We start from the raw sequence: 14,403 nt of genomic DNA on the forward strand, positions 1-14,403 counted from the left end.
GCCGGAAAGGTTCTGCGTCTGTGTTTGCGTCTGAAGGCTCACGGTGGCTGGCTTTGAAAGAGGGCAGTAAGTAGAGACAGCGGTTGCGCCGGTAAGTTTACGGGAGCACCCGGTGCGACAGCGCCGGCAGGCTCTGCCGCACGCGTTTGAGGTGCGCGTGGTCGATGTCGCCCACCACCACGCCGGTGCCGCCGGGCAGGCGGTCGACGACCACGCCCCACGGGTCGACGAGCATGGAGTCGCCGTTGGTCTCGCGCCTGTTGGCGTGACGGCCGCCCTGCGCGGGCGCGAGCAGATACGCGAGGTTCTCGATCGCGCGGGCGCGCACCAGCGTCTCCCAGTGCGCCCGTCCCGTCGTCGCGGTGAACGCCGACGGCGCCAGGATGAGGTCGACGCCTTTCATCTGGCGATACAGCTCGGGGAAGCGCAGGTCGTAGCAGATCGACAGCCCGATCTTCCCGAACGGCGAATCGAAGGTGACGACTTTGTCTCCGCGCTCGATCGTGCGCGGCTCGGAATAGCTCTCGTTGCCCTGCTCGAACGCGAAGAGGTGGATCTTGTCGTAGCGCGCGACGCACTTGCCCTGATCGTCGTACACCAGCGTCGTATTGCGGACCTTGTCTGCAACCTTCGCGACGAGCGGCACCGAGCCGCCGACGAGCCAGATCCTGTACTTGCGCGCGGTCTCGGCGAGAAAGCTCTGGATCGGACCCGCGCCCTGCTCCTCGCGCACCCTGACCTTGTCGCGCTCGTCGAGGCCGAAGATCGGGAAATACTCGGGCAGGGCGACGAGCTGCGCGCCGCGCTCGACCGCGGTCTCGATGAGGCGGCCGGCTTCCTTCAGGTTGTCTTCGACGACGGGGCCCGAGGTCATCTGGACCGCGGCTACGCGCGCTTTCGTCAGAGTGGTCATGGCGTGATCTCTAGCGTGATGGATGCGCCCGGCGCCGCGTCGGCGCGCAGGACCGTACGCCGCGAGTCTATCGCGAGCGCGGCCAGCCAGGAGCGCAGTTCTTCCGCCTGCACCAGCGGCTCCTGCCCGGGACCGTGGTGGATCACGATCCGGGCTTCGGGCTTGGCGAGCGCGGCCGCGACCGCGCGCCGCACGTTCTCCTGGTCGAGCACCGCCCGGGCGGTGCGCGGCCGGTCCCAGAGCTCGGGCGGCACGTCGAAGGTCTGCGCGCGGGCGCCAACTGCCGACAGCGCGGCCAGGACGAACAGCATTCTCGCGATCAAGGCGTTCCTTCGGGCGTGGTCAGCGCGGCACGTTCGGGCTTGGCGACCTGGGGATCGGACCAGCTTCCGGTCACGATGTATTCGAACGAGATGAGCTGCTCGATCGGATCCTTGAGGATCTTCTGCGCGAGGAACGCGGCGACGCCGGCGACCGGTCCGCCGACGAGCGACGCACCGAGCGCAACACCTTCGGAGAGGTGGGGGATCACGCGCACGCGCAATTTCTGCGTCTCGCGCACGAGATCGACGTCGCCGGTCATCACCACGCGCGCGGCGGGACCGGCCATGCGGAAGTTGTCGGCGCTGGCGACGCCGCGGTCGATGCGCGCGCCGCCGACGATGCCGTCGAACGCGAAACCCTCGCTGAAGATGTCGCGGAAATCGAGCGAGATGCGCCGCGGCAGCGATTGCAGCGAGAGGATGCCCAGCAGCTTGCCGAGGCCCGGTTCGAGCTTCACGAACTGGCCTTTGGCCGCGTCGAAGTTGAGGTTGCCCGAGAGGCTCGGATAGTCGAAGTCGAGCGGGCCTCCGCTCCACGCGAGCTGTCCTTCGATCTTCGCGGTGCCGCCCTTGATGCCGGCGGGCAGCGCCCAGCGCGCGAGCGCCTTGCCGATGTCGCTCACGTCCATCTTCACGTTGAGCCGGGTGCGCGGCTGCGCTGCGCCCGCCTGCCATACGCCGTCGGCGTTGAGCACGTTGTCGGCACTGGAGACGCGCAGGCGCTCGATCTTCCAGTCGCGGCCTTCGTGCAGCGCGTTGAGCTCGAGCTTGCCGAGCTGCTTCTGGCCGTACTGGAACTGGTCGACGACGACGTCGAGCGCCGGAAGGTCGGGGGATTTGGCGGCGGGCTTCGGAGCGGTCTTGTTGTCCGACGCCGCGAGCGTGAGCCGCTTGAAGCGCGCGTTGAGGCGTCCCTTGCCTTCGCCGCGCCACGTCGCGGTGCCTTCGATCTCGCGGCCGTCGAGCGTGAGCTGGGTCGCGCCGCTCTGCGGTGTCGCGACGATGCCGACGTCGTTGAAGCGACGGCCGAAGAATCCGATCTGTCCGACCGTGACGTCGAGGCCGCCGAGCTGGGAACCGCCTTCGCCCGGATCGCCGGGACCGCCGCGGGTGAACGCGATCCACTCGTCGAGATCGACGCTCTTCAGCGCGCCGCGCACCCATACGCCGGGCTTGTCGGGCTCGCCGGCTTCGCCGCCACCCAGGCGCACGGCGCCGCGCTCGATCACCGCCTGCTTCTCGTCGCCGCGGCGTATCAGGTCCGCCCTGACGATGTCGCCGTACGCCACGAGCAGCCGGTCCTGCTGCGGCGCCAGGAACCGGCGCTCGATCCGGACCGGGACCGCCTCAGACGCGGTCTTCGCGAACGGCGGCGGCAGCGCCGACGTCACGCCGACGAGGTTCGATTCGACGACGAGGTCGGGAATCTTCCGGCGCAGCGTGAGCACGCCGCGCCAGTCGGTCGAGCCGCGCAACTGCTGCATCCAGCCGGGTGCGGCGATCTTGCGCAGGTTGTCCATGTTGACGCGGCCCGCCAGGGTCGCGCGCATCGTCGCGTCCTTGGGCACCGACGCCGCGGTCACCGTGAGCGGACCGCCGAGGAAGTTGGCGCTCGCGGTCGGCACGCGCACCGAAGCTTCGGTGAACTCGATGCGCCCGTTCGCCTGCTCGAGCGGCGGCACGTCGCGCTCGAACACGATGTTGTTGTTGCCGAACGCGTACACGCCCGAGACTTTCGTCGACGGCAGCTGGCCGAGCGGCAGCGTGAGCTTGAGCGCGAGGCGCCCCGTGCCCTGCGCCTGTATGCCTTCGGTGAAGCGGTCGATCATCTCGGTCACCGGGCTCTTCGCGATGAATGCGAGGAAGTCGCCCGTGAGCCCTTCGGCTTCGCCGCGGACGTCGAGCACTTCCGGACGCGCCTTGAGGTCCGGGATCTCGCCGGCGACCGGTCCGATCTTCACACCGCTGATCGTTCCGCGGCGGGCGGCGAAGTCGAGCCGCGTGCCGCGGAACTGGAATTCGCCTTCGATGTTCTCGATGCGCGGCCAGCGCTCGGCGTAATCGAGGATGCCGCCGCTCACCTTGGCCGCGACGTGGAAGATACCGCGCTTGTCGCCGGCGAACGGGAAGTCGTCGAGCTTGCCTTTCAGCCTGAAGCGCACGTCGTTCGATTCGCCCGCGACGACCGCGCGCTCGAGCCACGCGCGCACCTTCGGGAATTCGCCCGCCGGAAGGTACTTCGGCGCCGCGCGCGCATTGGCGCGCGACAGGGTGCCGGTGAGGTCCGCTTCGCCGCGCCCGGCCGAAGACACGCGATAGGTGCCGAAGAGCGTGCCTGCCGCATCCGCGTTCGAGAACGACACGTTGCTGAGCTTGAGATCGACGTGATCGGCCGCGCGCGTCCACGCGATCTGCGCGGTGAGCGTGTCGAAGCCGAGCGCGTCGGTGAACACCGCCGGCAAGTCGAGGCTCGTGCGCTCGCCCACGACGTGCAGCGTGCCGCCTTTTTCGGTCGCGTCGACGTTGCCGCTCACGCCCGAAAGCCCCGGGGTCTTCTCGAAACGATTGACCGCCAGCGCTTCGAAACGTCCGCGCACGCTGTAGCGCTGCGGCGCCGGCAGCTCGCCCTGCCACTTCATCACGACGTCGTGCAGCCGCCCGCGCGGCGAGTACGCGACGAGCCGCGCGCGCACATCGTCGCCGAGCGGCAGGCGGTCGGCGATCGTCACGAGCGGCGCGAGCTCCAGAGCATTGGCCTGCAGCTCGCCCGCCTGCGTGCCCTTGCCGTCGTTCGTGATGCGCAGCAGGAAATCGGCGGGCGGGAGCGTGGTGCCGGCGCTCGCGAGCTCGAGCCTGGCCGTCGCGAACTCGAAGCCGCGCGGCACGCGCTTCCACGAAAGCCTGCCGGCAAGCGCATCGAGCTCGAGCTCCGGCAGCTCTTTACGCAGGCGCGTGCGCACGTCGCCCAGCCTCACGTCGGCGACGATCTCGGCGAGCCGGTGATCGCTGAAGGTGAGCCAGGTGCGCAGCGCGCCGCTGCCGCGCGTGAGCTCGACCGGGACGTCCACCCACGCGTTCCACGCGGCGAGGTCGTCGGACTGGAGCTGCATGAAGATCCGCCCGTTCCAGTTCGACACGACGTCTGCGCTGTCGCCGCGGACGTCGCCGCGCACGTCGAGCGGTCCGGCGAGCGCTTGCGGCGGCGTCGCGCGCAGCCCGAAGCGATGGCGGCTGCCGCGGTTGACCATGTGCAGGTTGACCGATGAGAGCTCCAGCCTGTCTGCCTTGCGCACCTCGTCGGTCCACGCGACCTTCGCATCGTGCACCTCCACGTCGGGCTGATCGAGCAGCCATTCGGTGAAACCGCTGTGACGCTTGTCGTCGATCTCGAGCTCGATGCCCGCGACCGACAGTACGCCTCGCGCGTCGCGCCGCACCTCGAGCTGAGGGCTGAAGATGTCGAGCGCCTGGAAATGGAGATTGAGCGCCGCGAGCGAGCGCCACGCGATCGTGCTCTCGACGCGCTCGAGCTCGAGGGCCGGCTTATCGGAGCGGTCGTACACCGTGACGTTGCCGAGCACGAGGTGCGGCCGCATCCCGTCCCAGTCGCCCGAGATGCTGCCGATGGTGATACGCAGTTGCGCGGCACGGCTCACCGCCGCGGCGATGTCGTCGCGGTAGCGGTCGATGTTGGGGAGAAACCAGTAGCGCAGCGACAACACCACCGCCGCACACGTCAGGGCCGCGGCTATCAGGGTCCACGCGAACGCGCGCGAGGTCCAGATCGAGCTCTTTCTTACCCAGCCGAGCGCGGCCGCGAACGCCACTTTTTTGCCTGATATCCCGAAAAATGCGATAGTCGAACGAGGTGTCGCCAATTGTACTCTCAGTGCTCCGGCCACTGCATGGAATCGCCTGATACGCCGGCAGCTACTGCCGCCCCAATTTCACCGTCCAGTCCGGCATCTCCCTACGATCGCGCAGCGTGCTACAGCCGCTACGTGCGGCGCATCGTCGCCGCCGATTCGGACCTCGTTCGCCGCGTCGAGTTCGATCGCACGTGGACGGGCGCGCGCATGCGCGAGCGGCTGGCGGGGCTCGAGAAGGAAGGCCATCCGCTTACGCGATCCTTACGCGTGCTGCGCAAGGAGGTCATGCTCGCGCTCATCGCGCGCGATCTCTCCGGTCTCGCCGCGCTCGACGAAGTGGTCGCGACCGTAACCGCGCTCGCCGAGGTCGCGCTCGGCGCGGCGACCGACGGTGTGCATCGCGAGCTCGCGGCACAGTACGGCGAGCCGCGCGGTTCGAGCGGAGCGTTGCAAAAACTGCACGTGGTCGGCATGGGCAAGCTCGGCGGCGGCGAGCTCAACGTGTCTTCGGACATCGACCTCATCCTGCTCTATCCCGAGGAAGGCGAGACCGACGGCGCTCGTTCGCTGTCGAACCACGAGTTCTTCACGCGCCTCGCGCGCAGGCTCTCGGGGCTACTGTCGGAAAGGACCGAGGACGGTTACGTGTTCCGCGTGGATCTGAGGCTCAGGCCGTACGGCGACAGCGGGCCGGTCGTCGCGAGCTTCGACATGCTCGAAAACTATCTGGTCACGCAGGGCCGCGAGTGGGAGCGCTACGCGTGGATCAAGGGCCGCGTGCTCACCGGCGACCGCGGAGACGAGCTGATGGAGCTGGTGCGGCCGTTCGTTTTCAGGCGCCATCTCGATTTCAGCGCATTCGAATCGATGCGCGACCTGCACCGCCAGATCCGGGTCGAGGTCGAGCGCCGCGACATCGCGGACAACATCAAGCTCGGTCCCGGCGGCATCCGCGAGATCGAGTTCATCGTGCAGCTCTTCCAGCTGATCCGCGGCGGGCGCGACGCGCCGCTGCGGCGCCAGCCGACGTTGGCGGTGCTGCCGCTGCTCGCGGAGAAGCGCTTGCTCGCCGCCGAAGCCGTCGCGGAGCTCACCGCAGCGTATGTCTTTCTGCGCAACCTGGAGCACCGGCTGCAGTATCTCGACGACGCGCAGACCCACGCGCTGCCGCGCGCACCCGAAGACCGCGAGCTCGTCGCGCAGAGCATGGGGTTTGGCGACTACGCGAGCCTGCGCGCCGCGCTCGAGCGCCATCGCGACACGGTGACGCGGCATTTCAACGACACCTTCGTCGCCTCGTCCAGCGGCACCGACGACCTTGCGTCGGTCTGGCACGACGCACCCGCCGGCAGCGAGGCGGCCGGCGTTTCGGCGCCGCTCGCGAAGCTTGGATTCTCGAATCCGGCGGAAGTCCAGCGGCGGCTCGCGGCCTTTCGGGACGGCTCGCGCTTTCGGCAGATGCCGGCGGCGAGCCAGGCGCGCATCGGGAGACTGATGCCGCGCGTGCTCGAAACCGCGGCTGCACAGGAGAAACGGGACGAGACGTTCGAGCGCATGCTGCAGCTCCTGGAGAGCATCAGCCGCCGCGAGTCGTACCTCGCGCTGCTCGAGCAGTATCCGCAGGCGCTCGCCCGCGTAGCCGAGCTGATGGGCGCGAGCCCGTGGGCCGCGCAGTACCTGACGCAGCACCCGATCCTGCTCGACGAGCTCCTCGACGTGCGCACGCTGTACGAAGCGCCGGACTGGCCGACGCTCACCACGGCGGTGCGGCGCGAGATCGCCGACGCCGACGGCGACGTCGAGAAGCAGATGGACCTGCTGCGCCACTTCAAGCACGTGCAGACGATGCGCCTCCTCGCGCAGGACCTCGCCGGCACGCTCCGGCTGGAGACGCTGTCGGACGATCTCTCCGACCTCGCGTGCCACATCCTCGAGATCGTGGTCGAGCTCGCGTGGGCGGGCGTGCCGCACCGCCATCGCGAGAAACCCGCGTTCGCGGTCGTCGGCTACGGCAAGCTCGGCGGCAAGGAGCTCGGCTACGCCTCCGACCTCGACATCGTGTTCCTCTACGACGATGCGGCGCCCGAAGCGCCCGAGGCCTACGCGCGGCTCGCGCGCCGCATCAGCCACTGGCTGACGAGCATGACCTCGGCCGGCATCCTCTACGAGATCGACCTGAGGCTGCGGCCCGACGGGGCGAGCGGGCTGCTCGTCAGCCCCCTGCAAAGCTTCCGCGACTATCAGATGAAGCACGCGTGGCCGTGGGAGCACCAGGCGCTCACCCGGGCGCGCTTCGCCGCGGGCGACCGCGCGATCGGCGAGGCGTTCGAGGCGATCCGCATCGACATCCTGCGCGAGCAGCGCGACCTCGCCGCGCTGCGCACCGCGGTGCTCGACATGCGCAGGAAGATGCTCGACGCGCATCCGAACACGAGCGGCCTCTTCGACCTGAAGCACGACCGCGGCGGCATCATCGACGTGGAATTCATCGTGCAGTACCTGGTCCTCGGGCATTCGCACGAGCACGAAGAGCTCACGAAGAACCTCGGCAATCTCGCGCTGCTGAAGATCGCGGCGCGGCTGGGGCTCATTCCGGAAGATGCAGCGCTCGCGGCGCACGATGCGTACCACCGCTTCCGGCAGCTCCAGCACGCCCTGCGGCTGCAGGGCGAGCGCTACGCGCGCATCGCGCCCGAGGCAGCGCGCGGCGAAGCGCAAGCAGTGCGCGCGCTGTGGTCCCTGGCCCTCGGGGACAGTCCCGCTACGCCCTGATAGAATTACTCTTTTTTCGCTTTCCGGAGCTCTCACATGTCGATGGCGGACCGCGACGGTCACATCTGGTACGACGGCAAGCTCGTGCCCTGGCGTGACGCGAACACCCACGTGCTCACGCACTCCCTGCACTACGGGCTCGCGGTGTTCGAAGGCGTACGCGCCTACAAGACCACCGCCGGCACCGCCATCTTCCGTCTGAAGGAGCACACCGAGCGCCTCTTCAACTCCGCGCACATCTACATGATGAAGATCCCGTACACGCGCGAGCAGATCATGGACGCACAGAAGGAAGTCGTGCGCGCGAACAAGCTCGAGGAGTGCTACATCCGGCCGATCGCGTTCTACGGCTCGGAGAAGATCGGCGTCTCGCCCAAGGGCGCGAGCGTGCACGTCGCGATCGCGGCGTGGCCGTGGGGCGCCTACCTCGGCGCCGAAGCGATCGAGAAAGGCATCCGCGTGAAGACCTCGTCGTTTGCCCGCCACCACGTGAACGTGTCGATGTGCCGCGCCAAGTACTCGGGCACCTACGCCAACTCGATCCTGGCCAACCTCGAGGCGACCGAGCACGGCTACGACGAGGGCCTGCTGCTCGACGTCGACGGCTTCGTCGCCGAAGGCTCGGGCGAGAACCTCTTCATGGTGAAGAACGGCTGTCTCTTCGAGCCGGAGCTCACCAGCGCGCTGGTCGGCATCACGCGCGAATCGGTGATCTCGCTCGCGGCCGAGATGGGGCTGAAAGTGATGCCGCGCCGGATCACGCGCGACGACCTCTACATCGCCGACGAAGCGTTCTTCACCGGTACCGCCGCCGAAGTGACGCCGATCCGCGAGGTCGACGGCCGAGTCATCGGCGAAGGCAAGCGCGGCCCGATCACTGCGCGGATTCAGAAAGCGTTCTTCGACGCGGTGACCGGCAAGTCGGAGAACCGCCGCGAGTGGCTGAGCCCGGTTGCCGCCTGAGGCGCTCACTCGTTCACCCGTTCACCCGTTCACGCCTTCATATGTCCGAGCCTGTCTCCAACAGCCAGCGCCACATCGAAGTCACCGCGGCCGACCTGCCGCTGCACTGCCCGATGCCGTCGATGATCCTCTGGAACGCGCACCCGCGCGTCTATCTGCCGATCCAGAAGACGGGCGAAGCGCTGTGCCCGTATTGCGGGACGAAGTACACGCTCGTCGGCGGGGCGGCGGCCGGCGGTCACTGACCGCCATGAAAATCCTCGTCGTCGGTCCTTCGTGGATCGGCGACACGCTGCTCGCGCAGCCGCTCTTCACCCTGCTCCGCCGGCGCCACCGCGACCTCACCCTCGACGTGCTCGCGCCGCCGTGGACGTTTCCGCTGGTCGCGCGCATGCCGGAGGTGCGGCGCGCGATCGCGAATCCTTTCCAGCACGGAGAGTTCAGGTTCCTCGAACGCCGCCGCCTCGGCCGCGAGCTGCGGACCGAGCGCTACGATCAGGCGATCGTGCTGCCGAACACGTTGAAGTCGGCGTTCGTGCCGTTCTTCGGGCGCATCCCGAAGCGCACCGGCTATCGCGGGGAGATGCGCTGGCTCGTGCTCAACGACCTGCGCCTGCTCGACGAAGACGCGGTGCCGCTGATGGCGCAGCGCTACGCCGCGCTCGGGCTCGACCACGGCGTGCCGCTGCCCGCCGATCTGCCGCAACCGCATCTCACGATCGACGAGCAGCAGCGCCTGTCGACGCTCGCCTCACTGGGCCTGGATAACACCCGGCGCGCGGTGGCGCTCTGCCCCGGCGCCGAATACGGACCGGCCAAGCGCTGGCCGCCTTCGTACTTCGCGGAGCTCGCGCGGCAGTTGAAGAGCGAAGGCGACGACGTGTGGCTGGTCGGATCGAACAAGGACCAGCCGATCGGCGAAGACATCGTGAGGCTCTCCGGCGGCGCGTGCGTGAACCTCTGCGGCCGCACTTCGCTGGACCAGGCGATCGACGTGCTCGCCTCGGTGCGCCTCGCGGTCGCGAACGATTCGGGCCTGATGCACGTCGCCGCCGCCGTGGGCACCCCGCTCCTCGCGATCTACGGCTCGAGCACTCCCGCCCACACCCCCCCGATGTCGCCGCTCGCGCAGGTGCTCAAGATCGACATCGAATGCAGCCCGTGCTTCGAGCGGACGTGCCCGCTGGGACACTTCAACTGCATGATGCATTTGAAGCCGGAGCGCGTGCTCGCGCTGGCGCGGCAAGAAGTGACGGGTGAACCGGTGACGGGTACGACGGTGACGGATAAGGCGGTGACGAAAAACCCGTGACGCTCCAGCCTGTCACCGCTTCATCCGTCACCGGTTCACCCGTCACTTCTCAGGTCCTGCATAAACCCCCGCCGTATCGGGGAACAAAGACTTCACGATCTTGAACTTGGATATATCCGTCGTGCCGTCCATGTGCAGGAAGACCGCGGCGTCGCGCAGGAGCTTTTCGACGCCGAAGTCGAGCATGACGCCGTTGCCGCCGTGGAGCTCCATCGCGTGCTGGCAGACCTTGAACACTTCCTCGGACGCGAAGAGCTTCGCCATGTTGCACAGCGCTTCGGCGTCGGGTGACTTGGCGTCGACCGCGGCGGAGGCTTCGCGCAGGAGCGAACGCACCGCGGCGAGCTTGGTCGCCATTTCGGCGAGCCGGCACGCCACCGCCTGGTGCTTGATCAGGATGCGCCCGCCCTGGATGTAGGTCTGGACGTATTCCGAGGCCTTCTCGAACGCGGCGACGCCGATGCCGAGGTTCTTCGCAGCCTGGATGATCTTGCCGGGCCGGAAATAGACGCCGGCCTTGGTGAGCGCGGTGTCGTGCACGAGCAGATGGTCCTCGGGTAACGCCATGTCCTCGAAGACGAGCTCGCCGTTGTTCATGAAGCGCCCGCCCATGGTCTCGTTGCAGCGCTGCACCACGAGCCCGGGCGTATCGCGCGGCACGAGGAAGCTCGACGTGCCTTTGGTCATCCCCGCGCCGGGCTTGGTCGTCGCGTAGACGACGTAGAGCTTCGCGTCGTAGCCATTGCTGATGAACTGCTTGCGGCCGTTGATCACCCACTTGCCGTTCCTGAGCTCGGCGCGGGTGTGCATCATCGCTTCGGGCACGTCGTAGGGCAGCCAGCGGTCGGAGGCGCCGCGCGGCTCGGTGAGACAGTGCGCCAGGAGGAACGAGGGGTCTTCCGCGATCCGCGGAAACCAGCGCTCCTGGAGGTGGCGAGGCGCCACGTTGCGCAGCAGCACCGACACTTTCCAGATCTGCACGAGCTTGTCGGCGAGGCCCGAATCGCCGCGCGCGATCTCCTCCGCGATCACCGCGAACGTCTGCACTTCTTCCTTCGGATCGATCGGGGTGCCGCCGAACTCCTCGGGAACGGCGAGGGTGCGTATGCCGATCTCGTGCGCCTTCTCGAGGATGGCGGCCGGCAGGCGGTCCTCGGGCTTCATCACCCACTCGCGCTGCCAGCTCTGGCGTATGAAGGGCGTGACGAAATCGTTGACGAACGCGCGGCACGTGTCGCGCATCATCTTTTGCTCTTCGGACAGGCCCCGTTCCGTGAAGTGCATCATGACGCGCCCCTCCCTGTTTTGGCCCTGCGAAATCAGTGTGCCACAGTTTGTTAGAATCGAGCCGGATCCCGCCTCTCACAGCACCGTGAAGAAGACGTTGTTTGCGACGCCGCAGGACGCGGAAGCCGCGTTCTACGAGGCCTTCATGAAGCACGACCTCGAAGCGATGATGTCGGTCTGGGCCGACGACGACGAGGTCTATTGCATCCATCCGCAAGCCCCGCGCGTGACCGGGGTCGCGCAGGTGCGCGAATCGTGGCGACGGATCTTCGCCAACGGCCAGACCCTGCGCTTCCAGGTGCGCCAGCAGCACGTCTTCCAGGCGATGATGGTCTCGGTCCACAGTGTGTACGAGCAGATCGCCGTCGGCGAAGAGACCCGCCCCAGCCACTGCGTGCTCGCCACCAACATCTACACTCGCACCGAGCGCGGCTGGCGGATGATGGCCCACCACGCATCTCCATGTCCCGAGCTCCCGGATAGCGAACCGAGGCGTGCCAAGACACTGCATTAAGGCGTGAACGGGTGAACGGGTGAACGGGTAAAACCCCGTTCGTACCGTGGAATCCGGTTCGTAACCCGACCCTTTTCCAGACGCTATAATCCGGGGCTTCCGCGCGCTGCCCACACCCGTTCACGCGTTCACCCGTTCACCCGTTCACGCTTTTGGAGAACTTATGAGCACCACCGAATTTGGCAATCCCGATGTGATCGTCGTCGGCGCCGGCAACGCCGCGTGCTGCGCCGCGCTGGCCGCGCGTGAGAACGGCGCCAGCGTGATCATCCTCGAAGCCGCGCCGGTCGACGATTCGGGCGGCAACAGCCGTTACACCGGCGGCCTGATGCGCGTCGTGTACAACAACGTCGACGACGTCGCGCAGCTCATCCCCGACCTCACCGAGGAAGAGAAGAAGACCCACGATTACGGGAGCTACACCGCCGACGAATACTTCGACGACATGGGCCGCATCACCCAGTACATGTCCGATCCCGATCTCACCGAGATCCTGATCACCCGGAGCTTCGACACCCTGGTGTGGCTGGTGAAGAAAGGCGTGCGCTTCCAGCCTTCCTACGGCCGCCAGTCGTACAAGGTCGAAGGCGGCAAGTACAAGTTCTGGGGCGGTCTCGTCGCCGAGACGTGGGGCGGCGGCGCCGGCCTCGTCGACAACGAGCACAAGGCGTGCGAGCGCGAAGGCATCAAGATCTTCTACGAGACGCCAGCGCTCTCGCTCCTGACCGACGACAGCGGCAAGGTCGTGGGCGTCAAGGCGAAGAGCAACGGGAAGACCGTCGACATCAAGGCGAAAGCGGTCGTTCTCGCGTGCGGCGGTTTCGAATCGAACGCCGAGATGCGCGCGCGCTACCTCGGCCCGGGCTGGGACCTCGCGAAAGTGCGCGGCACCCGCTACAACCAGGGCGCGGGCATCAAGATGGCGCTGGACATCGGCGCGCTGCCGTACGGCCACTGGTCGGGCTGCCACGCGGTGGGCTGGGACCGCAACGCGCCGCCGTTCGGCGACGTCAACGTCGGCGACCAGTTCCAGAAGCACAGCTACCCGTGGGGCATCATGATCAACGCCAACGGCGAGCGCTTCGTCGACGAAGGCGCCGACTTCCGCAACTACACCTACGCCAAATACGGCCGCGTCATCCTCAACCAGCCCGGCATGTTCGCGTGGCAGGTGTTCGACAACAAGCTCATCCCGAACCTGCGCGACGAGTACCGCATCAAGCAGGTCACCAAGGTGCGCGCGAACACGCTCGAAGAGCTGGTGCAGAAGATGGAAGGCGTCAACCCCGAGCGCGCGCTGCAGACGATCAAGGAGTTCAACGCGGCGGTGCAGAAGGACAAGCCGTTCAACATGGCGATCAAGGACGGCCGACGCACCCAGGGTCTCGCGATCGACAAGACCAACTGGGCGAACACCTACGACGAGCCGCCGTACGAAGCGTACGCGGTCACGTGCGGGGTGACCTTCAGCTTCGGCGGCCTGAAGATCTCGAACGAAGCCGAAGTCGAGGACACCGGCGGCAAGCCGATCCCGGGCCTCTTCGCCGCGGGCGAGCTCGTCGGCGGCATCTTCTATCACAACTATCCCGGCGGCACCGGCCTCACCTCGGGCTGCGTCTTCGGCAAGATCGCGGGCACGACCGCCGCGCAATACGTGAAAGGCTGATCGCCCGATGAACGCTCCTGCAATCAAGATCACCAAGCCGGTCCGCGAGCAGGTCAGCAAGGAAGAGTGGGAAGCCCGCGTCAACCTCGCCGCGTGCTATCGGCTGATGGCCGAGTTCGGCATGGTCGAGATGGTCGCGAATCACATCTCGGTGCGCGTGCCCGGCACGCACAACGAGTTCCTGATCAACCCGTACGGCATGCTGTACGAAGAGATGACCGCGTCGTCGATGCTGAAGATCGACATCGACGGCAACGTCCTCTTCAACGCCACCGATTACGGCGTCAATCAGGCGGGCTTCGTGATCCACAGCGCGATCCACAAAGCACGCCCGGATGTGGATTGCATCATCCACACGCACACCCTCGCGGGCATGGCGGTTTCCGCGATGAAGTGCGGGATCATGCCGATCGCGCAGTCGTCGATGCGCTTCACCGACATCGCGTACCACGACTTCGAAGGGGTGGCGATCCGCCTGGACGAGCAGGCGCGTCTCTGCGCGAGCCTCGGCAACCGCGAAGCGATGGTGCTGCGCAATCACGGGCTGCTGACGGTCGCACCGAGCATTCCCGAGTGCTTCAACAACATGTATCGCCTCGAGCGCGCGTGCCAGCTCCAGGTCATGGCGCTCTCGTGCAACACCGAGCTTTCGATGCCGCCCTCCGAAGTCGTGCAGTACACCAACGAGCAGATGCTGCCCGGCACCCGCCGCCGCTTCGGCCTGCTCGAGTGGCCGGCGATGCTGAGGAAGCTGGATCGCGTGAATCCGGGGTACGACGCGTAG

At 67.3% G+C, this 14,403-nt stretch carries 11 protein-coding genes; 7 read left to right on the top strand and 4 right to left on the bottom strand.

Annotated elements, in window-relative coordinates; all coding sequences use genetic code 11:
• Positions 1-97 precede the first annotated feature (97 nt).
• The 3 genes from VHP37_30600 to VHP37_30610 are packed head-to-tail and all read right to left on the bottom strand — an operon-like array spanning position 98 to position 5,063.
• Positions 98-913, bottom strand: coding sequence for a carbon-nitrogen hydrolase family protein (locus tag VHP37_30600; protein ID HEX2830725.1), 816 nt, complete (start codon positions 911-913; stop codon positions 98-100).
• Positions 910-1,224, bottom strand: a complete 315-nt coding sequence (locus VHP37_30605) for a hypothetical protein (GenBank protein HEX2830726.1) — start codon at positions 1,222-1,224, stop codon at positions 910-912. The genes VHP37_30600 and VHP37_30605 overlap by 4 nt, the downstream gene beginning before the upstream one ends.
• Before the next feature lie 8 nt (positions 1,225-1,232).
• Positions 1,233-5,063: a YhdP family protein gene (locus tag VHP37_30610; protein ID HEX2830727.1), complete on the bottom strand. Its 3,831-nt coding sequence runs from the start codon at positions 5,061-5,063 to the stop codon at positions 1,233-1,235.
• 78 nt (positions 5,064-5,141) lie between these two features.
• On the opposite strand from VHP37_30610, the gene glnE reads away from it, so the two are divergent.
• From glnE to waaF, 4 genes are read left to right on the top strand one after another with little or no spacing between them, the layout of a single operon-like run.
• Positions 5,142-7,877 (top strand): bifunctional [glutamate--ammonia ligase]-adenylyl-L-tyrosine phosphorylase/[glutamate--ammonia-ligase] adenylyltransferase, encoded by a 2,736-nt coding sequence (gene glnE, locus VHP37_30615; protein HEX2830728.1) that lies wholly within the window; start codon positions 5,142-5,144, stop codon positions 7,875-7,877.
• A gap of 36 nt (positions 7,878-7,913) precedes the next feature.
• On the top strand, positions 7,914-8,840 hold the full coding sequence (locus tag VHP37_30620; GenBank protein HEX2830729.1) for a branched-chain amino acid transaminase: 927 nt from the start codon (positions 7,914-7,916) through the stop codon (positions 8,838-8,840).
• A gap of 41 nt (positions 8,841-8,881) precedes the next feature.
• Complete coding sequence (locus VHP37_30625; protein HEX2830730.1) at positions 8,882-9,085, top strand: zinc-finger domain-containing protein; 204 nt, start codon at positions 8,882-8,884, stop codon at positions 9,083-9,085.
• Between the two features lie 5 nt (positions 9,086-9,090).
• On the top strand, positions 9,091-10,152 hold the full coding sequence (waaF, locus tag VHP37_30630) for a lipopolysaccharide heptosyltransferase II (GenBank protein ID HEX2830731.1): 1,062 nt from the start codon (positions 9,091-9,093) through the stop codon (positions 10,150-10,152).
• Positions 10,153-10,194: 42 nt separating this feature from the next.
• Here the strand turns inward: waaF and VHP37_30635 are convergent, their stop codons facing one another.
• Entirely contained in the window at positions 10,195-11,439 is a 1,245-nt protein-coding gene (locus VHP37_30635; GenBank protein HEX2830732.1) for an acyl-CoA dehydrogenase family protein, read from the bottom strand.
• Between the two features lie 85 nt (positions 11,440-11,524).
• On the opposite strand from VHP37_30635, the gene VHP37_30640 reads away from it, so the two are divergent.
• The 3 genes from VHP37_30640 (at position 11,525) to VHP37_30650 (ending at position 14,403) form a co-directional block, all read left to right on the top strand.
• Positions 11,525-11,953: a nuclear transport factor 2 family protein gene (locus VHP37_30640; GenBank protein HEX2830733.1), complete on the top strand. Its 429-nt coding sequence runs from the start codon at positions 11,525-11,527 to the stop codon at positions 11,951-11,953.
• 163 nt (positions 11,954-12,116) lie between these two features.
• Positions 12,117-13,619: an FAD-dependent tricarballylate dehydrogenase TcuA gene (gene tcuA, locus VHP37_30645; protein HEX2830734.1), complete on the top strand. Its 1,503-nt coding sequence runs from the start codon at positions 12,117-12,119 to the stop codon at positions 13,617-13,619.
• Between the two features lie 7 nt (positions 13,620-13,626).
• On the top strand, positions 13,627-14,403 hold the full coding sequence (locus VHP37_30650) for a class II aldolase/adducin family protein (protein HEX2830735.1): 777 nt from the start codon (positions 13,627-13,629) through the stop codon (positions 14,401-14,403).

The organism is Burkholderiales bacterium, assembly GCA_036262035.1.
GTDB lineage: Bacteria > Pseudomonadota > Gammaproteobacteria > Burkholderiales > SG8-41 > JAQGMV01.

Coding starts and splice junctions, on each gene's coding strand:
- glnE (HEX2830728.1), top strand. CDS start 5,142: ATGGAATCGCCTGATACGCCGGCAGCTACTGCCGCCCCAATTTCACCG.
- VHP37_30635 (HEX2830732.1), bottom strand. CDS start 11,439: ATGATGCACTTCACGGAACGGGGCCTGTCCGAAGAGCAAAAGATGATG.
- VHP37_30620 (HEX2830729.1), top strand. CDS start 7,914: ATGTCGATGGCGGACCGCGACGGTCACATCTGGTACGACGGCAAGCTC.
- VHP37_30650 (HEX2830735.1), top strand. CDS start 13,627: ATGAACGCTCCTGCAATCAAGATCACCAAGCCGGTCCGCGAGCAGGTC.
- VHP37_30625 (HEX2830730.1), top strand. CDS start 8,882: ATGTCCGAGCCTGTCTCCAACAGCCAGCGCCACATCGAAGTCACCGCG.
- tcuA (HEX2830734.1), top strand. CDS start 12,117: ATGAGCACCACCGAATTTGGCAATCCCGATGTGATCGTCGTCGGCGCC.
- VHP37_30600 (HEX2830725.1), bottom strand. CDS start 913: ATGACCACTCTGACGAAAGCGCGCGTAGCCGCGGTCCAGATGACCTCG.
- VHP37_30605 (HEX2830726.1), bottom strand. CDS start 1,224: ATGCTGTTCGTCCTGGCCGCGCTGTCGGCAGTTGGCGCCCGCGCGCAG.
- waaF (HEX2830731.1), top strand. CDS start 9,091: ATGAAAATCCTCGTCGTCGGTCCTTCGTGGATCGGCGACACGCTGCTC.